Here is a 24,533-nt window from a genome sequence, read left to right as displayed (position 1 = left end):
TTGAGACCATTATAGTCTAACTAACCTTGCCCGCCATCGATACTTATCAGTTTCGATTAGATTCTTCGAATCTTCCGGCCGCCTAATGGCGCGTCCGGCAGGATTCGAACCTGCGACCCACGGCTTAGAAGGCCGTTGCTCTATCCAGCTGAGCTACGGACGCGTAGCGAATCTGTGCAAGATTAAAGTGGTCGGTGAGATAGGATTCGAACCTACGACCCCTTGGACCCAAACCAAGTGCGCTACCAAGCTGCGCCACTCACCGAACCAAGTAGAAGCGCCATTCAGCACCTCTACGGGGGGCGCATATTACCGACTTGACTTAATCTCGTCAAACACTTTTAAGATTAATTTTTCAGTTGTTCAAAATGCGTTCAAGTTGGGCTCTTTGCACATAAAAGTCGCGCTTGAAATTCTGTCTGTGGGATTAATATCAGCGCTTAGGTACAGTTTCTATAACCATGTTATATAGCTACGGTAAAGAAGTGCTTGGGAAAGCGCAAAATACCCCTACAAGGAAGATAAAATTGAAGCTCATACAAACGCAAGACCTAAACAGAGGGAAGCAACTCCCTCTCTCCAACATCAGAGAATAAGCCGTGATTAACAATTTAAAACTTTGGCTTTACTACTTTGTAACTCGTGGTTGTTTCGCCATGTTGTTCCTGTGGGGAGTCACCCTAGTCCCAGAACTAGAGATCAATTGGCCACTCGGTCTAATTTTATTGATTGGAATTGTTATCGCCACAGTAACTTTTGTATTCGAAGGTAGACGGCGAAATAAATCCCCAAGTAGCGATTGAATCTAACCCGCAATCCATGGGATCATAGCGGCGTTTTATTTAATCCTTAAAGAGTAGTTCCCACATGCCAGCTCATCGCATCGACGGTAAAGTTATCGCTAAACAAGTGCGCGACGATGTCGCGAATTATGTTGCCTCGCTAAATGAGGCGCAAAAGCGCGTCCCTGGGCTCGCCGTAGTCTTGGTCGGTTCAGATCCTGCGTCGCAAGTTTATGTGAACAATAAAACTAAAGCCTGCGAAGAAGTGGGTTTCGTCTCAAAGTCATATGATTTACCGGCGACGACGAAACAACAAGACTTACTGGATTTGGTTGATGAGCTAAATGCAGACGACACCATCGATGGCATATTGGTGCAACTACCTTTGCCTGCTGGACTCGATGCCGAAGCTATTTTAGAGCGGATCCACCCGCACAAAGATGTGGATGGCTTTCACCCCTACAATATTGGCCGCTTAGCACAACGCATTCCGGCACTACGCCCCTGCACCCCCAAAGGCATCATGACGATGATTGCAGCAACCAAACGCCCGATAAAAGGGCTCGATGCGGTGATTGTTGGAGCGTCAAATATCGTCGGGCGCCCGATGTCTCTAGAGCTCCTATTAGCCGGTTGCACGGTGACAACCTGTCACAAGTTTACCAAAGATTTGCACGCCCATGTGAGTCGCGCGGATTTGCTCGTAGTTGCCGTAGGGAAAGCCAATTTTATTCCAGGTGAATGGATCAAACCGGGGGCAATTGTTATTGATGTCGGTATTAATCGACTGGATGATGGTCGCTTAGTGGGCGATGTGGAGTATGACAAGGCGGCAGAAGTTGCCGGATGGATCACGCCTGTACCGGGTGGCGTAGGTCCAATGACCGTAGCCAGTCTGATCGAAAATACGCTTGAAGCCTACATTAAGTTTCACTCCTAAGGGTTAGCGTGGAACAAATGACCGCAGAAATGGCAATTGCTGCTACCCGATTTTGGTTACAAAAAATCGTCATCGGGGAAAACTTCTGTCCGTTTGCTAAGCGGGAGCTTGAACGCCAAACCATTCATTACGTCAGCTGTGACTTGCAGAACATCGATCAGCAAGCAACGCTTGTATTAGATGAGTGTGAACGTTTAGAAAAAAATGCCGCGATTGAGACGACATTAATCATTTACCATCCAGCACAACTCGAAATTGCACACACGCAATATAGTATTTATCGCTTTGACGATTACCTTGAATTGACGGATTTGGCGCAGTCAGCCATGAGCAATGCAGGCTATGACGGCACATTGCAGCTCGCCACGTTTCATCCTGACTATTGCTTTGCAGGTGAATCCAATGATGACGCATCCAACTTCACTAACCGTTCGCCACTACCGACCTTACACATCATTCGCGAAGCAAGCATCGACCGAGCCTTGAAAACCTATAAAAACCCGGAGCAGATCCCAGAGTTGAATGTCCAACGAGCCCGCGATTTAGGTAATCATTACTTCCGAAATTGTTTAGCTCAAGCCGTTCGGGCGAGTGGTAAATAAACTCGCCCAACAATCGTCGGCATGCGAATATTACTGTGCAGGCGTTGGCGCTTCTTCTGGAGTTCCTTGTTCCTCGGGTTGTTCAACCAAGTCAGTACGGCCTTTGTTTATTTGCTCATAATTAAAGCTGCTAAGACCAAAGATCCAATTTTCGAGCCATGGTTTGCTTGCTAATGTATAGCCTACAAAGTAATTGTCGTTTTCTTGTAATAAGCGTATTTCCAGTTGTTCGCCCTGCTGAGTATCAATCACAATCTCACTCTGTGTAGTCAATGCCATTGTCACCGTGTCAAGCGCGATTGCACTATCAAATCGAGTATTAAGCAGACTGTTAACCGTCGTCTGTAAGATACTCGGAAAAACCAGTTGCTCATCGTCATCAAGATCCAATAGTCGCCATTGACTTTGTATTCCATCGCTTGTACTGCCGCTGTCAGGTGCAGTGCGCACTAGCTGGTATTTGTCGTCTGACGTGCGTGTCACAGTCGAGACCTCCTCAACCTCGACCAACGCCAATGGATTGACTAACCAAGCTGCTGAGTCTTCCGGCAATACAAGTGTTTGGTCAATCAACCAACTTTGTGTTGCATCAGGCAAGCGGACGAAGCTCCCAAGCCCACTCGTCGCCTGACGGCCGATGATCACTTCGAAGCTGTTTGTAGCGCTGCGCAACGTTAAGCGCTTGGCTGCCGACTCCGGTTGGTCAATCGGCTCTACGCCTAAACGCGCATACTGCTCGGCATTTTGAGTTTTCGCTTCAATTTTATTCGCACTGCGTAATCCATCGATAAGGCCTACCAAGGAATCCACGTCCACAGGCAGAACATGCACTGGGTGCAAATGAGTCGCCCACCAAGCATTCGCTTTTTTTTCTGCGCGCAGAATGACGCCACTCGCGTCCCTGACCTCAACTTGGGTTAGTTCGGGTAGTTGAGTGATAAACTCGCCAAGCAGCGGCTGCTCCACCTGCTCATTCGAGGTGTTGTCTTGTTTAAGCAGCCAAATACTGGTTCCTACCGTTACCAAAAATGCTGTTAACAAGCTAAGCAATGTCGTTGTTTTCATTCCTGCTCCCCTACCCTATTTGTTGTCGAGTGGCTTTGGTGCGCGTCAAACGAGCAAGACCAAATAGAATGAATGCAAGCAGTAACGGTGCAATAGCAATATTGATCAGTTTTATCCAATTACCTAAGGTATCAATATCACGATCCAGCTGGAAGCGAACCTCCCGCAGTTCCTTGCGAATTTCAATCCGCTTAGCAACGAATTCATCGATGGCAGCTTGTTGCTCCGGCGAAACAACCAATGCGCCAGTGTCACCTTGCACACTCTGCAATTGAGCCAATTGGGCTTCAGTATCAGCAAGTTGTTGCTGTAACCGTTCCTCTTGCTCACGAAACTTCGCTTCTGCCGCTATTTCTAATGCTTCAACGCGAGTAAATGGGCGCGCAAATGTACCTCGACTACGCACGCTGATCAGTGCATCACTGCCACTTAAATTTTCCACGGCATTGGTAAACAAGTCGCCATTATTCGCAAATGGGGTAAATATAGTTTGTCCAAAGAAATTGCTTTGCTGTACCCAAAAGCGATCCGTCAGTATATCTGCATCGGCAACCACAATCAGATTCAAGCGATTGGTTTCTTTCACCCAGTTGGCATCCTCTGGCTTCGCATCAGTAAACGCAGAAGGCGCTTTCCCCGTCACACGAGCGGCGACAATATACTCCTGGCCTTGCGCTGCAAATGTTCTGGACAGCTCTTGCGGGTCTTGCGTCTGCGCGTACGTCATTGCTGGAATTAACTGGCTATTGTCCGAGCTGCGTATCAGTGGCTGCATGTTGAGCTCACTGTTTGCCTGCAACGACACTGCACCAACTGATGCGGCATTAATGCTTTCTAGATTGGCGGTAACGACGTCATCACCATCCAAACTGCTGGCATCAAAACCTAGAATACCCAAATGTCGCGCAACACCACCTTGCTGCGTGCGTACCTCTAAACCTAACGATGCATCGAGTATGACTGAGCTGTCCACTAACTCAATACCCCACGCTGATAGCAGTGGAAAGTCAGAGGCATTCGCCCCAATTCCGCCCATCATAGCCATTGCATCCGATTCGTAATGAGGGTCGGTGAATAACAAAATACGCCCTCCCTGCATAGCAAACTGATCAATAGACTGCAGCAAAGCTTCAGATAGGTTTTTGGGGTGCGCCAGCAGCAGAATGTCGGTCCCTTCTGGCACTTCTGTTATATCAGAGGTAACCAGATTAACATCGTAGAGCTGCTGAAGTTGACTGTAAATCACCATCGGCGGCTCGAACTGCCCCGTCATTGGGTTTTGCCCGCCACTCAACGCTAGATCGGAAATAATAGTCAACGCGACGTCAGCGGTATCACTCAACTGATACAATAATTTGCTCAAGTCGTATTCTAAGAAACTCTCTTTTTGCGGGTCAAAAAAGCCAATAACCTGCTGTTCATCGACCGCATTGGTGCCGGCTAAGCCAAAATAAATAGACTCACCGATTTGCCCAATAGCAGCGCCAGTTAGGCCATACTGTGCAGCCTGATCTTCTGCCTCAGAGAAGGGCACTGGGTCAATGATTTGAAGTCGAATTTTACCATTTGATGCGCTTTCATATTCACGCAGTAAACTTTCTACGCGGTTCGCGTAATTACGTAAACCCGTCATGCCCTTAGTGGCAGTATCAGAGAAGAAAAAGTACAGATTAATCGGTTCGTCAATTTCAGCAATAACCTCCTTACTGCCAGGTGACAACGAGTAAACCTGATTTTCTGTCAAGTCGATGCGGACATTGTTAAGCACTTGATTGTTTATCATCACCAAAGAGAAAAACAAACCAGCAAGCAGTGCCAGCCCTAAGCTAAAAGAAAATACTCGATTCATGCTTAATCAGCCTTCTTCTGTTCAATGATCATGAAATTTGCAATTAGAAAAATAACCATCACCAGCAAAAAATAGCCAACATCATTAAATGCCAACACCCCTTTCGCCATCGCTTCAAAGTGGGTCAAAAAACTAAATGACGCGATCGTATCCAACGCCCATGCGGGTGCCCAACCTTGGAAAGCATCTAAGACTACGTTGCTGCCACTTAAAACAAAGAGAAAACAAATCACTATCGCCAGAATGAAAGCGATGACTTGATTCTTGGTTAACGCTGACATGCATAGGCTAATAGCGAGGAAGCCGCCTGCCATAAACCAACTCCCCAAATAAGCGGCGAGAATAATTCCATTGTCAGGAGAGCCCAAATAATTAACGGTTAACCACAATGGAAAGGTTAATGCCAACGCTAAACCCAACACCGCCCATGCGGCCAAGAATTTACCTATTACCGCTTGTGTCACACTGATGGGCAGGGTCATTAACAGTTCAATGGTGCCCGACTTGCGCTCCTCTGCCCAACTGCGCATGGCAATAGCCGGCACGAGAAACAGATATAGCCAAGGGTGGAAATTAAAAAACGGTAACAAATCCGCTTGCCCACGTTCATACAACTGCCCAATGAAAAAAGTGAATACCCCACTCAACATAAGAAAAATTGTGATAAAAACGTAAGCGACAGGCGTTGCGAAAAAACTCGAAAATTCACGTCGAAAAATAATACTTACTGCGCTCATGCTTCTGGCTCCTGTGTGATTTGACGAAACACCTCATCCAATCGGCCTTGTTCAATGAACAGCGTATCCACCGGCAACTTTCTCACTTGAATATAATCAGTAACCAAATGCAGGATCTGTGCGTCGGGTTCCGGGAACAGTGTCACGCGCCCCGTGGTTTTATCGATTTGCATATCCGCAACCCCATCCAGTTCAAGTAACCCGGAGATATCGGCCTGATAGCTTAAATGCAGGGTAATGGCTTTATGATACTTAGATTGTTTAAGCAATGCTTCAGGAGTGTCATCAAATTTAAGTTGGCCTTGTGCAATAACCATCACCCGATTACACACCGCTGTCACTTCCTCGAGAATGTGGGTCGAGACGATGACAAGCTTATCTTTTGACAGATGTTGAATCAGCTCACGCACTTGATGTTTTTGATTCGGATCCAGGCCATCAGTGGGTTCGTCTAAAATCAGAATTTGCGGATCATGAATGATGGCTTGCGCAAGTCCAACCCGACGTTTATAGCCTTTAGATAAATTTTCAATTGGCCTATCCAATACGGACTGCAATGCTAATTGTTCGATGACTGTGGTCAACCGCTGGTCTTTATGCGGCCCTTTTAGCTTGCGGATATTGGCAATGAAGTGCAGAAACTGAATGACGGTCATATCGCCGTACGCTGGAGCACCTTCCGGCAGATACCCAATACGCGCCTGAATCGCTTTACTGTGCTCGAGCACAGACAATCCGTCAATGGTAATATCGCCGTGGCTAGGTCTTAAAAAGCCGGTCAACATTTTCATGGTTGTGGATTTGCCAGCACCATTTGGGCCTAAAAAACCGACGATATCGCCAGGTTTTAAGGAAAAAGTTAGATTGTCGACAGCGGTAAAGTCGTCAAATTTTTTACTGAGTTGGCTTACTGAGATCATAGTCTTCCTATTCTTGACTCATCGACACGTTAGCTGTGGGAATACTAATGATGCAGTGATAGCATCAATAGCCTCGCACGCGAGAAATTGGGGCAATTGTCGGATTTTCAATAGACCGACTGATAAAAAAAGACCTGCACATGGGCAGGTCATAAAGTTGGGATCCGTGAAACATACAGGTCATATCCGGCGATATGACAATGCCACTATAATCAACAAATGTGAATGGAGTATGTCGGCACCACGATTAAATGTTGCTGATTATGTCCAACTCTCGATAAATGGAAGAACAGGAACCGTTAACGATGCAAAGGCTTAACGTCAATAGTGCCCCCATAGGTTTTATAGAGACACCATTCACCGAAAAATTCGGCATACCACGTCAACCTGCGGTGGCAAAGGATATAGAAGGCACCATTCTGTTCACTCCGGAATGCTGTAATCCAGATTTTTTGCGCGGTATTGAACAATTCTCACACCTATGGCTGATCTTTAACTTTCATCAACATATTGCGCACACACCGACAGCATTGATCCGCCCACCCCGCATGGGCGGCAATAAAAAAATTGGTGTATTTGCCAGTCGTAGTTCATTTCGTCCCAACCACTTGGGATTATCTCTGGTGCGGTATGTTAGTCATTCCTACGCTAATGGGCAGTTACGACTGACCGTAAAAGACATTGATTTACTCAACCAAACGCCCGTCTTAGACATTAAACCCTATGTTGCCTACTCTGATAAACCTGAGACTGCTTACTCTGGCTATGCCGAGGAACCGCCCGCTCAGCCATTAGAAATAGCCTATGCGGCACCGGCACAGAAGCAGTTAATCCACTGGGAGCAATGCTATCCTCAACTCGGATCGGTGTTGACTAAGGTACTACCGGCTGACCCTCGCCCAGCCTATAAACGCCAGCAATCAGACGACAAACAATATGCGCTGCGCTTGTGGGATTTAGATATTCTTTGGCACGTGTGTGAGCACACAGTAGTCGTCACAGAAATCAAACAGTTCGAAAGTGAATGAGCGGTTGATGACGCCCTGTAGAGGGTAAAATCTAAGCACTCGCGTAAATTAGCTTTTGCCATCTAAAACCCGACTGCTAGAATAGTCGGATTTACACTTAACCACGAGAATTCAAACGGCATGCGCACAAGCCAATATTTGCTATCAACCCAAAAAGAAACCCCTGCAGATGCAGAAGTCATTAGTCATCAGTTGATGCTACGAGCGGGCATGATCCGCAAGCTCGCATCTGGACTTTATACCTGGTTACCCAGTGGACTTAGGGTATTAAATAAAGTAGCAGATATTGTTAAATCGGAAATGAATAAGGCCGGTGCAATTGAAGTGCTAATGCCCGTCGTGCAACCAGCAGACCTGTGGCAAGAATCCGGGCGTTGGGAAGAATACGGTCCAGAGTTGCTGCGTATAAAGGATCGTCATCAACGTGACTTTGTCTTGGGCCCAACTCACGAAGAAGTGATCACAGCCTTGGTCCGCAATGAAATTAGTAGCTACAAGCAATTACCGCTGAATCTCTATCAAGTCCAAACCAAGTTTCGTGACGAGGTACGCCCGCGGTTTGGCATTATGCGTGGGCGCGAATTTACCATGAAAGATGCCTACTCATTTCATATGGATCACGCCTGCCTGCAACAAACTTACGACAAGATGCATCAAGCCTACTGTAATATTTTTACTCGCTGTGGCTTGGAGTACCGCCCCGTAGTCGCCGACTCTGGTGCGATCGGAGGTAGTGTTAGCCATGAGTTTCATGTTCTGGCTGAGTCAGGTGAAGACGATATAGTATTTAGCGATCAGTCCGAATACGCTGCCAATATAGAAACCGCTGAAGCTCTCGCGGTTGGAGAACAACAGCAACCGGTTGCCCAGCTAGAAAAAGTTGCTACGCCTGACGTTGGTACCATTGAAGACGTCTGCAAGCACTTTGATGTAACTGCTACACAAACAATTAAAACGATTATAGTCGTTGGGTCTGATGCTGAAGATCCAAACGCCAAAGACGCGCCTTTGGTTGCCCTAGCTCTGCGTGGTGACCATAGTTTAAATGAAATTAAAGCAGAAAAGCTTTCCCAGGTGCTAGCCCCATTAACCTTCGCCAATGACGCGCAGCTTAAACACAGCTTAAACTGCAGCAGTGGCAGTGTTGGTCCGCTAGCGCTTAACATCCCTGTTGTGATTGATCGTAGTGCACAACTAACGGCTGATTTCGTGTGTGGTGCAAATGAGGACGGCTTCCATTTTACCGGCGCCAATTGGCCTGCTGAGGTAATCGTTGCGGATATTCGCAATGTTGTTAAAGGTGATCCTTCACCGGATGGTAATGGCTCATTAGATATTCGTCGAGGGATCGAAGTTGGACACATTTTCCAGCTCGGTGACAAATATTCAAAAGCCATGAATTGCGGTGTGCTGAGTGAAACCGGCAAGCACGAAACCCTGCAAATGGGGTGCTATGGTATCGGTGTTTCGCGCATTGTTGCTGCAGCCATTGAACAAAACCATGACAAATTCGGGATCATTTGGCCAGACGCGATTGCTCCGTTTAAAGTGGTTTTGATCCCAATGAATATGCATAAGAGCCACCGTGTTAAAGAAGCCGCTGAAGCGATTTATCAGGAGCTTTGTGATTTAGGTATCGAAGTGTTGTTTGATGATCGCAAGGAACGTCCAGGCGTTATGTTTGCGGATATGGAGTTAATAGGTATACCTCATCATATCGTTGTTGGTGAACGCAACCTTGACAATCAAGAGGTTGAATACAAGAATCGCCGTAGTGGTGAAAAACAACTGATGGCTATTGCTGCGATTGGCGAGTATATCGCACAGCTATAATTCTTAATGGGGATAGTATGCAATTAACATTTTACGGTGTCAGAGGCTCTATCCCCACGCCAGGCGAGGAATTTGTTCGCTATGGTGGCAACACCGCCTGCGTTGATATCAAGTTATCCAACGGGCAACATATCGTGTTAGACGCTGGGACTGGGATCCGATTGTTGGGCAAAAAGCTAATTACCGAGCAAACCCCAATCACCGTGCTGCTATCTCACAATCATTGGGACCACATTCAAGGCTTCCCATTCTTTGCCCCTATTTATCAACCTGGGCGCGAAATCACAGTTATTCCAGGAAAGGTTAACGACGGCAATGCAAACGCGGTTATCGATCAAATGCAAGGCTCACTATTTCCAGTACCGTTCGCAGCATTACAATCAAAAATCACCGTGCAACCCGCGACCGAAGATGAGTGGCAGTGCGCGACAGCGACTATTCAGCGTATGCCAATCAACCATCCCGGTGGCGGATGTGCTTACGCCATTTCAGAGGGTAGTAGCAAAGTCGTCTATCTCACCGACAATGAGTTGTATCCTCCCTACAAGAAAAGCAGCGACTTTTTGGAGTTTGTTGAATTTTGTCGGGATGCCGATTTATTGATCCATGATGCTCAATATATGCTTAGCGATATGCCTGCCAAGTCAGGCTGGGGGCATTCTGTGGCAGAGGAGGCAGTTAAGCTTGCGATGGCGAGTAATAGCAAACAACTCGCACTGTACAGCCATGATCCTGAACGCACTGATGACGATGTTGACGCCATTATTGCCCATTGCCGTAAATTTATTCACGCCGCTGGTGCCCCATTACACCTATTCGCTTCGTATGAAGGTCAAACACTAGACTTCGAATAATTACAAGGAACTTTTTATGCGCAGGATCGTCGCACTACTTTACTTAATTTTAAGTACTACTGCATACGCACAAGTGTCTGATACTGCTACAAATGCAGAATCGCCAACCCCGTCCATTTTAGACCAACGTGTTTCGGCAGATAAACAAGCAATAGAAAATCCCTTTGCCATTAGTCAACATCGGCGTAATTATATTTTACCCCTTACCCACATCACTAACCCTAATGGCATCGGCAATCAAGCGCTGACTGAAGAAACCATCGATAACGTAGAAGCAAAATTCCAAATCAGCATGAAGATCCCACTGTATCAACCCAAGGAAGCCATAGATGGGTTATTTTTTGGCTTCACTGCGGTGTCATTTTGGCAGGTATACAATGATGAGGCATCCAAACCATTCCGTGAAACCAACTACGAACCGGAGGTTTTTTATCAATGGCAAGCAGATCTAAGTCTGCTCGGATACCGCTTCAATGCGGTACAGGTTGGCTTGAACCACCAAAGTAACGGCCAAAGCGGCTTGCGTTCTCGCAGCTGGAACCGTATCACTGCAACGGCATTATTTAGTGATTATGACTCTGTGTATTATATTCGCAGCTGGGTTAGACTGCCCGAGGATGACAAAATCGATGCCGACGATCCCACTGGCGATGACAACCCAGATATTCATGATTATTACGGTCGCATGGAGCTAGGCTATGGCGCTGTGTTTGGCGACATTGAATTTCTACTGAAATGGCGCAATAACCTGCAGTTTGATGACAATCGCGGCAGCATTGAACTTAACCTGACCTATCCTATTAGTGAGCGCTACCATGTAATGATGCAGTACTTTAATGGCTATGGGGATTCGCTCATTGACTACAACCGTCAACAACAACGCATTGGTATCGGTCTACAATTACGCTTCCTATAGCGGTTCTTTACGTTGGCATACACCCGCAGCATAAAATAACTGCATGTGCACATCTACCAGCTTCTCGATATCACGTTGATAACCGCCGCCAATCACGGCGGCAAGCGGGAGGTTTAGTCCCTTGCAGGTATCCAGGACCAAGCGATCGCGTTGGTACACACCATCGGTAGTTATCGCTAAATGCCCTAAATCATCATTGCAATGAATATCCACTCCAGCATCATAAATCACTGCGTCTGGCGTGGCGGTTCTAATCGCCAGTTGCAAGGCATTTTCGACAACCGCTAAATACTCATCGTCCCCCGTTCCTTTAGACAGAGGAAAATCAAAATCTGATGATTGCTTGCGATAAGGAAAGTTCTTTTCGCCATGCAGTGACACAGTGAAAACCCGCGGATTATTTTCTGCTAGTTTGGCAGTGCCATCACCTTGATGAACATCACAGTCAAAAATCAACACCTTATCAATCGCAGGGTTTTCCAGCATTTGCAATGCAGCTAAATAAAGGTCGTTGATCATACAAAAGCCACTACCATAGTTGGCAAACGCATGATGATAACCACCTGTCAGGTTCAGTGCTGTACCAAATTCAAGGGCTAACTCCGCTGTTGCGACCGTGCCTGCGGCTGCAGTTAGTGTGCGCTCGACTAACTGCTTAGACCACGGAAAACCAATCCGCCGCATGGCCTTAGCGTCGAGCGTGCCAGATACCAATGCATCAATATACTTGGGCTCTAGGACACGCTTAATTTGCCGCGGAGATAGTGCTGCAGGCTGATAAAACCACGCAGGGTCAACGCCTTCACGCCCGAGACGGTCCCTGATCCCTTGATACTTTTCGATCGGAAAGCGGTGCCTAACCGGCAAATTCAATTGGCTATAAATGGGATGAAATACTAACGGTACCATAATAACAAAGACATTGTGCACTGGTGTGGACATCAACTACAGGCTGCAATCTTACGCATAAGCCAGCGCTCATCGCTACATTAATTACTTACTTTATTACCTGTACGCACGGATTAGCCATAAAGTGCACATTAACTACACCACTCAATGGCGCCTTATCGTTTTGGATAGAGTAGCGCCACTATCGAATCGACTTGACCCGTTGCCGCTTGCATATGTTCAGTAACATCCTTACGTGCAGCTACGCCCTTATATTGCTCAGACAGCGTCGCAATTTGTGTTGCAACGCTACGAATTGTACTCGCCACTGCATGCTGCTGCTCAGTAATCAATGATAATTGCTTGGCTTCCTGTTCCGTTTGTTCAACACCGGCGACTGCAGTAGTCAGCATGCCTAAAGCATGACTCGCTTCAGCAGCATTATTATCTGACAATGCTTTACCTGATTGCATAGCACTTACCGCTCCCTGAGCCTCTTGCTCAAAACTGCTCAAAATCGCATTAATTTCTTTGGTCGAATGCTGCGTTTTTGCTGCAAGCGCTCTTACTTCATCGGCCACCACAGCAAATCCACGCCCTTGCTCGCCGGCTCTGGCGGCTTCAATCGCTGCATTTAACGCTAATAAATTGGTTTGATCGGCAATTTCGTTGATCACGTTGACCACACCGAGAATATCACGACTGCGATGCTGCAATGCTTCGACGATCTCACCTGACGCAGTGACGGTCTTTGCTAACTCAGCAAATCCAGCATTGGCTTTTTCAAATGTTTGGTAACAGGTTGTCATACTGCTGTTCGAGTCGCGCGCGACCACATCCATACGCTGAGCAATACGAATAAGCTCATCAACGTGCTGTTCAAATTGCACAGTGACGCCATTGAGCTTTTCAGATTCATCGGATTGGCTTTGTGCACCGGCATGAATATCACGGGATACGTCAGCCAGGGTATGACTGGCTTGTAGGACATGCGTTTCGGTTTGTGACAAAACCTTTACCGTCTGCGCGAGTTTTTCCTGTAAGGTCCTTGTCGCATCGGCCAACACGCCAAGTTCATTCACACTTTGATAACTCAGTATTTGATCATACTCACCAGCTGAAATCGAATGTAACTGAGCGGCAATCAGTTTAACCGGCTTAATAACTTGAGAGCGCAAGCGGCGAATAACGTAAACCACGGCCAAGATGCTGATCACCATAATTGCAAGACTTAGGAACAATAGTGTGGCACGGGTTTGATTTTGCAGATCAGTAACGGCGAGACCCGCGCGCTTGCCAATACTACTTTTGAGTTCGGTAAGCAGTTTTGCTGGTTCTCGATCGATGCCGCGAACGGCCGCGTCTCCTACTTTGGGGTCATAGCCAGCGGTAATAAATTCCTGATACCCGCGACGATACTCCGTTGCCATTGTTGCATGAGCGGTTAAAAAATCGGCGATGGTTTGCTTTGATTCCTGGCTCAATGCGGCAGACGTTTGCATTTGTTGCAATGCCGTTTGAATATCACTTTCTTTTTGTTTAAAGCGCGCCCAGTATTTATCACGGTCCTCTGTCTTATGGCCGCGCAACAGCACGTTTTTCCATTCTTGTACTTGAGTTTTAAAATCACTTAAAACGGCCGCAACGTCGCGTTCAGCCTGCACAACGGTGCGTTCCAGCTGATCGAAGCTAGACAGAACAGTCGTTGTTTTATAAACACTGATCCCCGACAGGACTAATAAAACCAACAAACTCACGAGTACAGGCAAGATAACTAAGGTACTGATGCTTTTATACTGAGGCATGAAGTGCTCCCGCGAAAATGGGCAATATAAACGTAAAACTATGACAAAGATGTGACAGTATCCAATACGAAAGCGCGTGTGGGGAATTTTTCAGCAAACAACGATTGAACCACGCAAAGGGTCTATGTCACTATTTAAGTCACTTTTTTCACTTCAGTACTGCCATGCAATCACACGACGCAACGCCATTAACGGATTACATCGAATACCCGCCAGCAGAAATGCTCGCGCGCTCAGAGTCTTTCTACGCTGATATAAGACGGCGACACAGTATCCGCAAGTTCAGTGACCGTGAAGTACCTCGTACGATTATTGAAAACTGCATAAAAGCAGCAGGAACCGCCCCAAACGGAGCCAACCACCAACCATGGCACTTTGTAGCGATCCATTCCAGTGACGTTAAACGACAAGTGCGTGAGCAGGCTGAGGCCCATGAGCGCGGCTTTTATGAGGGGCGAGCTGGAGAGGAATGGTTAGATGCATTAAAACCGTTAGGCACCGATGCAAATAAACCTTATTTGGAGCACGCACCCTGGTTGATCGCTATTTTCAGTCAGAAGAAAGGCGGTTTGGATGCCTCGCGTAAGCAAACCAATTACTACGTGCACGAATCGGTTGGTATTGCTACCGGTCTGTTGATCACCGCATTACACCATAGTGGTCTTGCCACGTTGACACATACCCCTAAGCCTATGACGTTTTTATCCAAAATTTGCCAACGGCCAGATGATGAAAGACCGTATATGTTATTGGTAACCGGCTATCCTGCTACAGACGCAACCATCCCACTGCATGCTCAACAAAAGAAGCCATTGGAAGAAATTGCGACATTTTTGTGAATCAAGCGCGGCCCTTCTGCACACCATTAAAGTGTCATGCCATGCTCATCAGGTTAGTTTTTGTCGCAGAAAAATAGCGTGACTTGTGATTTTAAGCTTAGCTTATAAAGTATAAGCTGAACGGGGGGGCTAATGATCCAAGAACCTGTACATGGTAAATATCAACTTCACTTATCCGGTCGACGCCTTATATGCGACTATGCCGAAGGATTTAACTTGCCTGGTGTCAAGCGCATAACCCAAGACATGTTGCAAGCAACGGCCCATCTAAATTCTTGGGTGTTGTTGCAGCGCCCAGAGCCCAGCGCAGGCATCACTCAAGATGCGATACCAACTATGATGCAAGGCTACGTGCAACTGCAAAATGCAGGTTGCAAGGCCGTCGCAATAGTCGATCGCAGTATTTTCGTACACGCAGGGATCCCTTTTCATCCACAAGAACTCATCATGCCCATAAGGATCGAACAAGACGAGTCTGAACTTATACGCTGGCTGGTTGAGATTGAATCCGGTATTGCAACAGTAGAACAGTCAATGTGCGATCCGGATGTACGTGTATACAACGAAACGTTCAATAATCGTAAGAAATAGTGCTATATTCTGCCAAGCACGGAGGCGTTGATAACTCGGCAGATTTATCCAGATAGCGCAAACTGTGTGTGAACGCATAATAACAAGGAGCGCCTACAATGCTGGAAGAAATACTCAATTACCTACTGTCTTTTCAAACCATCTTACTCATCTTTGTCATCATTCTGCTTAAAGCATCGATCAAATTTGTACCGCAAAATCGTGCATTTATTATCGAGCGGTTTGGCAAATATACTCGCACTCTTGAAGCCGGGCTCAATTTTATCGTGCCCTTCATCGATACCGTTGGCGCTGACCGCTCTCTTAAGGAACAGGCGGTAGATGTTCCCGAACAGTCAGCAATCACCAAAGACAACATAACCCTCTCAGTGGATGGCGTTCTATACTTTCGGGTCATTGATCCTTACAAAGCGACTTACGGCGTAGAAAACTACACATTTGCCGTCACCCAACTCGCCCAAACGACAATGCGCAGTGAGCTAGGCAAAATGGAACTTGATAAAACCTTTGAAGAACGTGATGCGCTGAACAGCTCCATCGTCGGGGCACTTAACGAGGCTGCAAATCCGTGGGGGATCCAAGTATTACGTTACGAATTGAAAGACATTAATCCACCCAACTCCGTATTAGACGCGATGGAACAACAAATGAAGGCTGAGCGTTTAAAGCGGGCACAAATCCTGGAATCTGAAGGTGATCGCCAGGCCGCAATTAACCGCGCAGAAGGTGATAAAGCAGCGATTGTACTAGCCGCCGAGGCCGACCGCGAAGAGCAAATTCTAAAAGCCGACGGTGAGGCGCAAGCGATAATTCGCGTTGCCCAAGCAGAAGCAGAAGCCTTAGAAACCGTCGGTAAAGCAGCCGCCACTGCAGAAGGACAAAAGGCGGTGCAACTGGATTTGGCGAAAGGCGCTATTGCTGCAAAAGAGAAGATTGCGAAGGAATCTTCGGTGGTATTGTTGCCCGATAACGCAACTGAAATTGGTGGCGTGGTCGCACAGGCTATGACGATTATCAATAAATTAGGTTCGACAAACTAGGCGGTATTCCATGGACAATATGCTTACCAATATGCCCCACCTATTATTAGGCGTCGGTCTAATATTCCTGATCTTAGAAGTCATTTTAGGGTTCACTACCGTCCTGTTGTTGACGCTAGGATTATCTCTTATCATCACCTCGGGACTCATGTATGGCGGAATCCTCGACGAGGATTTACTGCATGCCTTTATCGCAATTGCGGTAATCGACACCATACTCTTAGCTTTACTCTATCGCCCGATGAAAAAGCTGCAGCAAGATAAGCAGCCTAATGCGGTTAAATCGGACTTGATTGGGGATACTTTCGAATTAGATGCAGATATAGGCCCCGGGATTAAAGCAAAGCAACGTTTTTCAGGGATCGATTGGCAGATTAAATCGTCCCATCCGATCGCCAAAGGCACCGCCGTTAAAATTATCCAAGTAGAGGTTGGCTTGCTGCATGTTGAGCCATTGAATTAAAAGGTAATCAGGACAGGCGCAGTAAGTGCAACAGAGGCAATGTATCCAAGCACTAACTGAGATCCGACGCCTTGCACATATGTATAAAGAAAAAGGCTGATTAAAATAATCAGCCTTTTCAGTTAGTTAGCACTCGTGTGCTATTCCCACTCAATCGTCGCTGGCGGTTTACCTGAAATGTCATAGACCACACGAGATATACCATCGATTTCATTAATGATGCGGTTCGATACGTGACCTAAGAAATCGTACGGCAAATGCGCCCAGTGAGCAGTCATAAAGTCGATAGTTTCAACCGCTCGCAAGGACACGACCCAATCATACTTGCGCGCATCTCCCATAACCCCAACTGAACGGACGGGTAAAAATACGGTAAAGGCTTGGCTCACTTTGTGGTACAGCTCAGCACGATGGAGCTCTTCAATGAAAATCGCATCCGCACGTCTGAGCAAATCACAGTATTCTTTTTTGATCTCGCCTAATACACGAACACCAAGACCTGGACCTGGGAAGGGGTGGCGATAAAGCATATCGTATGGCAGTCCTAGTTCGAGTCCAATCTTGCGCACTTCATCTTTGAATAGCTCACGTAGTGGCTCAACCAAACCGAGTTTCATATCTTTCGGTAAGCCACCAACATTATGGTGTGACTTGATCACATGGGCTTTACCCGTCGCAGAGCCTGCTGACTCTATCACATCAGGGTAAATGGTACCTTGCGCTAACCATTTAGCATCGGTGATATTTGCCGCTTGCTCGTCAAAGACTTTGACAAATTCACCACCGATAATCTTACGCTTGGCTTCTGGATCAGCCTCGCCCGTAAGCGCATTGAGAAAACGTTCTTCAGCATCAACTTTAATGATATTGAGGCCAAAATGATTACCGAACATGTCCATCACTTGCTGGCCTTCATTGAGGCGCAGGAGTCCATTATCAACAAATACACAGGTCAAGTTTTCGCCAATAGCGCGGTGCAACAGCATCGCCGTCACCGACGAATCGACACCACCAGATAAGCCCAAAATGACTTTATCTGAACCGACCTGTTGTTTGATGCGTTCTACCGCATCATCAATAATCGCTGCGGGTGTCCATAACTTTTCACAACCACAAATGGCCATCACAAAGTGTTGCAAGATCCGCTGGCCTTGACGTGTGTGGGTAACTTCAGGATGAAATTGCACACCATAAAACTGTTTATCCACATTCACCATCGCAGCATGCGGACAGCTTGTCGTCTTAGCGATCGTGGTGAAACCGTCAGGAATGTCTGCAACCTTGTCACCATGGCTCATCCAAACATCTATCAAAGCATTCCCGTTCTCGCCAATGTGATCTTCGATATGTTCAAACAATTGTGTGCTTTCAAGCAATTCCACCTGTGCATAGCCAAACTCACGGATGTTAGAGCCTTGCACGCGGCCCCCCAGTTGCTCTGCCATGGTTTGCATACCATAACAGATGCCCAACACCGGAACGCCCGCAGTAAACACATACTCTGGCGCGCGCGGTGAACCCGCTTCCGTCACCGACTCTGGGCCGCCTGACAGAATAATTCCATCTGGATTGAAATCACGGATTTGCGCTTCACTCACGTCCCACGCCCATAATTCACAATACACGCCAATTTCGCGCACTCGACGCGCAATTAACTGGGTGTATTGCGAGCCAAAATCGAGAATTAATATGCGTTGATCATGGATATTCGTTGTCATTGCTACATTCCTGCAAATAGAAAACGCGTGGCGTTATCGGCCACGCGCTGAAAAAAGGCGAAGAAAAACTTAACCTAAACGGTAGTTAGGTGCTTCTTTAGTAATACTGACGTCATGCACGTGTGATTCACCCATACCTGCCGCAGTGACCTTGACAAATTCCGGCTTAGTGCGCAATTCGTCAATGGTTGCACAACCGGTCAATCCCATCGCTGAGCGTAATCCACCCATTTGTTGGTGAATAATATTAGCAATCGGGCCTTTGTAAGCAACACGTCCTTCGATACCTTCTGGTACCAATTTCTCCGCATTATTGCTGTCTTGGAAATAACGATCAGATGAACCATGGCTTTGATTCATCGCACCGAGAGAACCCATCCCCCGATAAGATTTATAATAACGCCCTTGGTAAAGCTCAACTTCACCGGGTGCTTCTTCGGTTCCAGCCAGCATACTACCGACCATCACGCAACTTGCGCCTGCTGCAATCGCTTTGGCAATATCGCCGGAGAATCGGATACCACCATCCGCAATGACCGGAATGTCAGTGCCTTTTAGCGCTTCTACCGCATCACTGACTGCCGTGATTTGCGGCACGCCACAACCAGTCACTATACGGGTAGTACAAATGGAACCAGGACCTATACCGACTTTAACCGCATCTACACCGGCATCAGCGAGGGCTTTAGCGCCCTCACCCGTGGCCACATTACCCGCAATCAATTGTACGTTGGGATACGCCGAGCGAATCGCTTTAACGCGATCAATTACGCCTTGTGAGTGACCATGTGAGGTATCGATGAGTAACACATCAACATTCGCCTCAACTAATAGCTTAATCCGCTCATCAGTGCCAGGGCCTACGCCCACTGCCGCACCGACACGGAGTCGACCAAGTTCATCTTTACAGGCGTTAGGTTTACTTTCGGCTTTTTGAAAGTCCTTAACTGTGATCAGACCGCACAACTTAAAATTATCATCGACCACGAGGATCTTTTCGATGCGATGCTCATGCATCAAGTCTAAAACCGTATCTGAGGGAGCACCTTCTTGCACTGTCACTAGCCGTTCTTTTGGTGTCATAACCTTACTGATAGGCTGGTCAAAGCGATTTTCGAAACGTAAGTCACGCCCTGTCACAATACCCACTAAGTTATTATCTGCGTCGATAACAGGAAAGCCCGAGTAACCCAGTTTTTGACTTAAGGCATTGACTTCACCGATCGTAGCAGTTGGCATAACCGTTACCGGATCAGATACCACCCCACTCTCGTATTTTTTCACTTCTCTGACATGCTTGGCTTGCTGTTCTGCCGTCATGTTTTTATGGATGAAGCCAATCCCACCTTCTTGCGCAAGTGCAATGGCTAGACGAGCCTCTGAAACGGTATCCATCGCTGCCGAAACCATCGGAATATTTAAACTCACAGCACGGGTCAAACGGGTTTTTAGACTGGCAGTATGGGGTAACACTTGTGAGTGACCGGGCACTAACAAGACGTCATCAAAGGTAAGGGCTTCTTTAGCGATTCTGAGCATGCAACAACACCTATATAATAAGGTTTTAATTGCGGCGCAATTGTAGTGTTTTTTGTAATTCAGGTAAACTGACTTTCGCATAAAAGCCAATAAAAATTATGACTATGATGAAACCACCTGCAGACCTTCGCCAAATTTACTCTGTCACCAAGCTGAATCGCTATGTTAAATCCTTGCTTGAGGGGGAAATAGGCACAGTGTGGTTATCTGCTGAAATTTCTAATTTTACCGCAGCCGCGAGTGGACACTGGTATTTCACGCTCAAAGATAACAAAGCTCAGATCAAAAGTGCCATGTTTCGGGGCGCCAATTCGCGCATCCATTATCGTCCCAAAGAAGGCGACAAAGTGCTGGTTCGAGGAAACCTATCACTCTATGAACCGCGCGGTGACTACCAATTAATCACCGAATACATGGAACTGGATGGCACTGGTAGCCTACAAGCTGCATTTGAAGCACTAAAATTAAAACTAAATAGCCTCGGTTTGTTTAGTCAGGAACGCAAGCGGCCGCTACCTAATGTCATTCAAACGGTCGGCATAGTCACCTCACCATCTGGCGCAGCGTTGCATGATATTTTAACGGTACTCAAGCGCCGTTCCCCAGCGACGCGCGTCATCTTGTATCCCGCTCAAGTACAGGGTGAACGCGCACATCAAGAAATCATGAACGCCATTGAAATTGCTAATCAACGGGTAGAAGTCGATGTATTAATCGTTGGTCGTGGTGGTGGTTCGTTAGAAGACCTGTGGTGTTTTAACCATGAGCAGCTGGCGCACTGCATCGCCGCATCAGCATTACCGATTATTAGTGCGGTTGGTCACGAAGTCGATATTACCATCGCTGATCTCGTTGCCGACCTGCGAGCCCCTACACCAAGCGCTGCGGCAGAATTGGTGAGCCAAGACCAACGCCAACAACTGCAGGTTTTAGGATCCTACCAACGCCAATTAACGCATCACATCGAGCGGTACTTGGCCCAGGCTAAATTGCAATTGAATATGCAATGGCGCGGTATTCAACGCAATCATCCGCAGAGCAAGTTAAATACTCAGCTGCAGCGTCTAGACGAATTACAACAACGCTTAAATAATCAAGCGATGCGGCAAGTACGCCTACAGCGCCAACGCAGCGATCAGCTAGCCCAACGCTTGCTCCGCACATCTCCGCAAATGGCATTAAAACAACAACAAAGCGGCATCAACGCGCTGCATGAACGCCTACAAAGAGCATTAAAGTCCAGTTTTTATCGCGCCACCCAGCAACTCAATCAGAATGCGGGTAAGTTACACTCGCTAAGCCCATTAGCAACTCTCAGTCGCGGTTTTAGTATTACCTATAAAAACGGGCAACCGCTCCATAGTGTTGCCGACGTAGACGTTGGTAGCACACTAGAAACTCAGCTTGAGAACGGCACAATCCACAGTCAAGTCACGCAGGTGAAGCGTTAGTCTGTAAGATATAGGGTAAATAAATTCTTACAGACTGATGATTTTATACACAATTTTTTACTTGTAGTTCGCGCATGAGTGAGTCATCATCGCGCATCAAATTAAGGAGGCTTGGCACTTGTTAAAAGGACAAAAAACTGCACTTGCTGCAGTGCTACCGTTTGTTTTGGGATTATTATTTACTCGTTCGGCAATGACTTATGCACAAGCGATAAATGAACAAGTGACGCTTCCTCCAGTTTCTGTATTTTCATCTTATCCCAGTGCCGCAACTCAACAGGCATGCCCTCCGGTGTCGAATGATGTGCAATGTGCTGAGGATTACTTAGCACCACAAAGTTTTCTCGACGCCTTAGCGGCAAGCAATGTATTCAGCAATACAGCCGCAAGTGAAAACGGTTTTGACTATGAGGTACTTATCGCAAATGTGCTGATCCCTTCATACAATGCGCAAACCGACACTCGCTTCTTTACTATGGTAACTGAATTTGACGTCACTTGGCGCTCGATTCCATTAGCCTCCTATACCTTCGAATATGGACTCACAACATTGCTGGAAGAGGAGCAAAAAAACCAATTTAGCCAGCGTCTGAGTAACGCGTTTGTCAGTAAAGCGAAAGCCGAAGGCGTGTTTAACGCGGATTATCTATTTGCTCACCTAAACGCAAGCGACTATCTCAAAGATTTAGAGTTACCCCGCGAAATCGCGGCGTTCAAGTTAGACGACCTGCAATTGTACCATGACCCTCTGCGCGGCGCTGTGGCGCGCTATACGCACCCGGATTACCCGAAAGATGTGATGGATATATTTGTCTATCCGGTTTTCGATCCGCAAAACCATATGAATAGCGCTAGCGATCTCTCTCAAGAATTACAAAAAGATATCAATGATATTACTTTGATCGCCCAAAAGCGTGACATTGAAGAAATTAGAATCAGCACAATCCAGGCGGTTGATTGGAATATTGACAGCAATAATTTCCAGGGCAAATATTTCGACGTGGCCGCAGTGGATGACGGCGGTGAGCCGTTATTCACCACGACCTATATCTTTCAATCGAAAGATAAGATCATCAAATTCAGTGCAAACTTTCCTGATCGTGTAGCGACAGAAATGGTGAAACGTGCTCTGCCAAAAATTAATGTGCCAGAGCCATCAGCATTGATGCTATCGCTGCGAGAGCAGCCGCAAAGCTAAACTTATTTTTTATTATGAAAGGCCATCATGCGGCGGCGTTTACGCTGCTGCGCCAGGGTTAATTGATTCTTCTTACCTTCAAATGGATTCGCGCCTTCTCTAAATTCAATTTTAATTGGCGTACCCATAGTTTTTAGCGCCTTGCGGAAATAATTCATTAAATAGCGTTTATACGAATCCGGTAAATCTTGGACTTGGTTACCGTGGATAACGATAACCGGTGGGTTATAGCCACCCGCATGCGCGTATTTCATCTTCACCCGACGACCGCGCACTAAAGGCGGTTTGTGATCATCTTGTGCCATTTCCATGATTCGAGTTAACAAGGACGTATTCACCCGCTGGGTTGCCGATGCATAAGCCTCTTGCACCGACTCAAACAAATGCCCAACGCCCGTACCGTGCAGTGCAGAAATAAAGTGCAAGCGGGCAAAATCAATAAATCCTAGGCGGCGATCCAGCTCGCGCTTAATATCTTCCTTTACGTCCGTATGCAAACCGTCCCATTTATTCACCGCTAGCACCAGTGAGCGCCCAGAGTTCAGAACAAAACCGAGCAGGCTAAGATCTTGATCGCTGATCCCTTCTCGTGCATCAATGATCATCAATACCACGTTAGCAGCTTCAATCGCCTGTAAGGTCTTAACGATGGAAAACTTTTCAATCGCATCATTCACTTTTTTGCGTTTACGCACACCGGCGGTATCGATCAATATATACTCGCGATCATCGCGCTGCATCGGAATAAAAACACTATCTCGGGTCGTGCCAGGTAGATCATAGACGACCACTCGCTCTTCGCCGAGGATCCGATTGGTTAACGTTGATTTACCCACATTCGGCTTACCCACAATCGCAAGTTTAATGGGTAGCTTTTGCAAGCGCTCCAGTTGAGCTTCGGCATCTTCTTCGGTGCTTTCCTGCGTTTGCTCCGCAAGTTGCATCTCGGGGAATTCAGACGCTAATGGGCGTACCGCCTCATTCAGGAGCTGACTTACCCCCCGCCCGTGTGCGGCAGCAATCTGGTGAACATGCCCTAAACCAAGAGCGAAGAAGTCGGCACTTTCACTATCGCCATCAATACCATCAACTTTATTAGCGATCACATAAACTTGCTTTTCTGATTTACGCAAATGGTCAGCAATACCTTGATCAGCAGGCGTTAAACCTGCGCGCGCATCGACTAAAAAGAAGACAACATCAGCTTCTACAATGGCGAGTAAAGATTGCTCAGCCATTGCAGCATCAATACCCTCCTCATCGCCAGAGATCCCGCCGGTATCGACAACAATAAAGCCAAGACCATCAGCCTTTGCCTGCCCGTATTTACGGTCCCGGGTTAGTCCCGGAAAATCAGCCACGAGGGCATCGCGAGTTTTAGTCAGACGATTAAATAACGTCGATTTACCCACGTTAGGTCGTCCGACTAAAGCAATTACAGGCAACATAGAAAACCTTGCATCCTAAAAAATTAT

At 46.9% G+C, this 24,533-nt stretch carries 21 protein-coding genes and 2 tRNA genes; 12 read left to right on the top strand and 11 right to left on the bottom strand.

Annotated features, from left to right (window positions below; genetic code table 11):
* Positions 1–86: 86 nt before the first annotated feature.
* Both AC121Z_RS04845 and AC121Z_RS04840 read right to left on the bottom strand, forming a co-directional pair.
* A tRNA-Arg gene (locus AC121Z_RS04845) sits at positions 87–163 on the bottom strand.
* 25 nt (positions 164–188) lie between these two features.
* Positions 189–265 (bottom strand) — tRNA-Pro (locus tag AC121Z_RS04840).
* 602 nt (positions 266–867) lie between these two features.
* On the opposite strand from AC121Z_RS04840, the gene folD reads away from it, so the two are divergent.
* Positions 868–1,722: a bifunctional methylenetetrahydrofolate dehydrogenase/methenyltetrahydrofolate cyclohydrolase FolD gene (gene folD / locus AC121Z_RS04835; RefSeq protein ID WP_498127154.1), complete on the top strand. Its 855-nt coding sequence runs from the start codon at positions 868–870 to the stop codon at positions 1,720–1,722.
* A 17-nt stretch (positions 1,723–1,739) separates the two neighbouring features.
* Positions 1,740–2,324, top strand: coding sequence for a DUF1415 domain-containing protein (locus AC121Z_RS04830; RefSeq protein ID WP_498128152.1), 585 nt, complete (start codon positions 1,740–1,742; stop codon positions 2,322–2,324).
* Between the two features lie 30 nt (positions 2,325–2,354).
* Here the strand turns inward: AC121Z_RS04830 and AC121Z_RS04825 are convergent, their stop codons facing one another.
* Genes AC121Z_RS04825 through AC121Z_RS04810 form a run of 4 tightly spaced genes read right to left on the bottom strand, consistent with a single transcriptional unit; the run spans position 2,355 to position 6,895 of the window.
* On the bottom strand, positions 2,355–3,389 hold the full coding sequence (locus AC121Z_RS04825; RefSeq protein WP_498127152.1) for a DUF4340 domain-containing protein: 1,035 nt from the start codon (positions 3,387–3,389) through the stop codon (positions 2,355–2,357).
* A gap of 10 nt (positions 3,390–3,399) precedes the next feature.
* Positions 3,400–5,238 carry a GldG family protein gene (locus AC121Z_RS04820; protein ID WP_498127150.1) on the bottom strand — a complete coding sequence of 613 codons (1,839 nt, stop codon included), beginning with the start codon at positions 5,236–5,238 and terminating at the stop codon, positions 3,400–3,402.
* Positions 5,239–5,240: 2 nt separating this feature from the next.
* The gene (locus AC121Z_RS04815; protein WP_498127148.1) at positions 5,241–5,975 is read right to left on the bottom strand and encodes an ABC transporter permease subunit; all 735 of its coding nucleotides are present in this window, start codon (positions 5,973–5,975) and stop codon (positions 5,241–5,243) included.
* Entirely contained in the window at positions 5,972–6,895 is a 924-nt protein-coding gene (locus tag AC121Z_RS04810; protein WP_498127147.1) for an ABC transporter ATP-binding protein, read from the bottom strand. Before AC121Z_RS04810 ends, AC121Z_RS04815 begins: the two co-directional genes overlap by 4 nt.
* 305 nt (positions 6,896–7,200) lie before the next feature.
* Between AC121Z_RS04810 and tsaA the strand changes: the two genes are divergently transcribed.
* From tsaA to AC121Z_RS04790, 4 genes are all read left to right on the top strand, one after another.
* On the top strand, positions 7,201–7,923 hold the full coding sequence (gene tsaA / locus AC121Z_RS04805; RefSeq protein ID WP_498127145.1) for a tRNA (N6-threonylcarbamoyladenosine(37)-N6)-methyltransferase TrmO: 723 nt from the start codon (positions 7,201–7,203) through the stop codon (positions 7,921–7,923).
* A gap of 120 nt (positions 7,924–8,043) precedes the next feature.
* Positions 8,044–9,756 (top strand): proline--tRNA ligase, encoded by a 1,713-nt coding sequence (locus AC121Z_RS04800; RefSeq protein WP_498127143.1) that lies wholly within the window; start codon positions 8,044–8,046, stop codon positions 9,754–9,756.
* 17 nt (positions 9,757–9,773) lie between these two features.
* Positions 9,774–10,610, top strand: coding sequence for an MBL fold metallo-hydrolase (locus AC121Z_RS04795; RefSeq protein ID WP_498127142.1), 837 nt, complete (start codon positions 9,774–9,776; stop codon positions 10,608–10,610).
* Positions 10,611–10,626: 16 nt separating this feature from the next.
* A complete protein-coding gene (locus AC121Z_RS04790) occupies positions 10,627–11,526 on the top strand; it encodes a phospholipase A (RefSeq protein ID WP_498127140.1) in 900 nt (299 codons plus the stop codon).
* Here the strand turns inward: AC121Z_RS04790 and AC121Z_RS04785 are convergent.
* Both AC121Z_RS04785 and AC121Z_RS04780 read right to left on the bottom strand, forming a co-directional pair.
* Positions 11,521–12,435: a histone deacetylase family protein gene (locus AC121Z_RS04785; RefSeq protein ID WP_498128151.1), complete on the bottom strand. Its 915-nt coding sequence runs from the start codon at positions 12,433–12,435 to the stop codon at positions 11,521–11,523. The two genes, AC121Z_RS04790 and AC121Z_RS04785, sit on opposite strands and share 6 nt — an antisense overlap.
* Before the next feature lie 155 nt (positions 12,436–12,590).
* Positions 12,591–14,219: a methyl-accepting chemotaxis protein gene (locus AC121Z_RS04780; RefSeq protein ID WP_498127139.1), complete on the bottom strand. Its 1,629-nt coding sequence runs from the start codon at positions 14,217–14,219 to the stop codon at positions 12,591–12,593.
* 164 nt (positions 14,220–14,383) lie between these two features.
* On the opposite strand from AC121Z_RS04780, the gene AC121Z_RS04775 reads away from it, so the two are divergent.
* The 4 genes from AC121Z_RS04775 (at position 14,384) to AC121Z_RS04760 (ending at position 17,152) form a co-directional block, all read left to right on the top strand.
* Positions 14,384–15,058, top strand: coding sequence for a nitroreductase family protein (locus tag AC121Z_RS04775; RefSeq protein WP_498127137.1), 675 nt, complete (start codon positions 14,384–14,386; stop codon positions 15,056–15,058).
* Between the two features lie 132 nt (positions 15,059–15,190).
* The gene (locus tag AC121Z_RS04770) at positions 15,191–15,649 is read left to right on the top strand and encodes a hypothetical protein (RefSeq protein ID WP_498127135.1); all 459 of its coding nucleotides are present in this window, start codon (positions 15,191–15,193) and stop codon (positions 15,647–15,649) included.
* Positions 15,650–15,747: 98 nt separating this feature from the next.
* A complete protein-coding gene (locus AC121Z_RS04765) occupies positions 15,748–16,689 on the top strand; it encodes an SPFH domain-containing protein (protein ID WP_498127133.1) in 942 nt (313 codons plus the stop codon).
* Positions 16,690–16,699: 10 nt separating this feature from the next.
* Positions 16,700–17,152 (top strand): NfeD family protein, encoded by a 453-nt coding sequence (locus tag AC121Z_RS04760; protein ID WP_498127132.1) that lies wholly within the window; start codon positions 16,700–16,702, stop codon positions 17,150–17,152.
* A gap of 140 nt (positions 17,153–17,292) precedes the next feature.
* Here AC121Z_RS04760 and guaA read toward each other — a convergent pair whose 3' ends face one another.
* Positions 17,293–18,870, bottom strand: coding sequence for a glutamine-hydrolyzing GMP synthase (gene guaA / locus AC121Z_RS04755; RefSeq protein ID WP_498127130.1), 1,578 nt, complete (start codon positions 18,868–18,870; stop codon positions 17,293–17,295).
* Between the two features lie 69 nt (positions 18,871–18,939).
* Positions 18,940–20,409, bottom strand: a complete 1,470-nt coding sequence (gene guaB / locus AC121Z_RS04750) for an IMP dehydrogenase (RefSeq protein WP_498127129.1) — start codon at positions 20,407–20,409, stop codon at positions 18,940–18,942.
* A gap of 104 nt (positions 20,410–20,513) precedes the next feature.
* Here guaB and xseA point away from each other — a divergent pair, with 104 nt between their 5' ends.
* Entirely contained in the window at positions 20,514–21,860 is a 1,347-nt protein-coding gene (xseA, locus tag AC121Z_RS04745) for an exodeoxyribonuclease VII large subunit (protein WP_498127128.1), read from the top strand.
* A gap of 118 nt (positions 21,861–21,978) precedes the next feature.
* Positions 21,979–23,058 carry a hypothetical protein gene (locus tag AC121Z_RS04740; RefSeq protein WP_498127127.1) on the top strand — a complete coding sequence of 360 codons (1,080 nt, stop codon included), beginning with the start codon at positions 21,979–21,981 and terminating at the stop codon, positions 23,056–23,058.
* A gap of 2 nt (positions 23,059–23,060) precedes the next feature.
* Here AC121Z_RS04740 and der read toward each other — a convergent pair whose 3' ends face one another.
* Positions 23,061–24,506 (bottom strand): ribosome biogenesis GTPase Der, encoded by a 1,446-nt coding sequence (gene der / locus AC121Z_RS04735; protein ID WP_498127125.1) that lies wholly within the window; start codon positions 24,504–24,506, stop codon positions 23,061–23,063.
* Positions 24,507–24,533: the final 27 nt, after the last annotated feature.

This window comes from Alteromonas sp. DYW1 (genome assembly GCF_059752595.1).
The sequence above is the reverse complement of the archived record's forward strand: the minus strand, read 5'-3'. Positions and strand labels throughout refer to the sequence as shown.

Excerpts from the sequence above, each read along its gene's own strand:
- folD (WP_498127154.1), top strand. The coding sequence starts at position 868 with ATGCCAGCTCATCGCATCGACGGTAAAGTTATCGCTAAACAAGTGCGC.
- AC121Z_RS04830 (WP_498128152.1), top strand. The coding sequence starts at position 1,740 with ATGACCGCAGAAATGGCAATTGCTGCTACCCGATTTTGGTTACAAAAA.
- AC121Z_RS04825 (WP_498127152.1), bottom strand. The coding sequence starts at position 3,389 with ATGAAAACAACGACATTGCTTAGCTTGTTAACAGCATTTTTGGTAACG.
- AC121Z_RS04820 (WP_498127150.1), bottom strand. The coding sequence starts at position 5,238 with ATGAATCGAGTATTTTCTTTTAGCTTAGGGCTGGCACTGCTTGCTGGT.
- AC121Z_RS04815 (WP_498127148.1), bottom strand. The coding sequence starts at position 5,975 with ATGAGCGCAGTAAGTATTATTTTTCGACGTGAATTTTCGAGTTTTTTC.
- AC121Z_RS04810 (WP_498127147.1), bottom strand. The coding sequence starts at position 6,895 with ATGATCTCAGTAAGCCAACTCAGTAAAAAATTTGACGACTTTACCGCT.
- tsaA (WP_498127145.1), top strand. The coding sequence starts at position 7,201 with ATGCAAAGGCTTAACGTCAATAGTGCCCCCATAGGTTTTATAGAGACA.
- AC121Z_RS04800 (WP_498127143.1), top strand. The coding sequence starts at position 8,044 with ATGCGCACAAGCCAATATTTGCTATCAACCCAAAAAGAAACCCCTGCA.
- AC121Z_RS04795 (WP_498127142.1), top strand. The coding sequence starts at position 9,774 with ATGCAATTAACATTTTACGGTGTCAGAGGCTCTATCCCCACGCCAGGC.
- AC121Z_RS04790 (WP_498127140.1), top strand. The coding sequence starts at position 10,627 with ATGCGCAGGATCGTCGCACTACTTTACTTAATTTTAAGTACTACTGCA.
- AC121Z_RS04785 (WP_498128151.1), bottom strand. The coding sequence starts at position 12,435 with ATGGTACCGTTAGTATTTCATCCCATTTATAGCCAATTGAATTTGCCG.
- AC121Z_RS04780 (WP_498127139.1), bottom strand. The coding sequence starts at position 14,219 with ATGCCTCAGTATAAAAGCATCAGTACCTTAGTTATCTTGCCTGTACTC.
- AC121Z_RS04775 (WP_498127137.1), top strand. The coding sequence starts at position 14,384 with ATGCAATCACACGACGCAACGCCATTAACGGATTACATCGAATACCCG.
- AC121Z_RS04770 (WP_498127135.1), top strand. The coding sequence starts at position 15,191 with ATGATCCAAGAACCTGTACATGGTAAATATCAACTTCACTTATCCGGT.
- AC121Z_RS04765 (WP_498127133.1), top strand. The coding sequence starts at position 15,748 with ATGCTGGAAGAAATACTCAATTACCTACTGTCTTTTCAAACCATCTTA.
- AC121Z_RS04760 (WP_498127132.1), top strand. The coding sequence starts at position 16,700 with ATGGACAATATGCTTACCAATATGCCCCACCTATTATTAGGCGTCGGT.
- guaA (WP_498127130.1), bottom strand. The coding sequence starts at position 18,870 with ATGACAACGAATATCCATGATCAACGCATATTAATTCTCGATTTTGGC.
- guaB (WP_498127129.1), bottom strand. The coding sequence starts at position 20,409 with ATGCTCAGAATCGCTAAAGAAGCCCTTACCTTTGATGACGTCTTGTTA.
- xseA (WP_498127128.1), top strand. The coding sequence starts at position 20,514 with ATGATGAAACCACCTGCAGACCTTCGCCAAATTTACTCTGTCACCAAG.
- der (WP_498127125.1), bottom strand. The coding sequence starts at position 24,506 with ATGTTGCCTGTAATTGCTTTAGTCGGACGACCTAACGTGGGTAAATCG.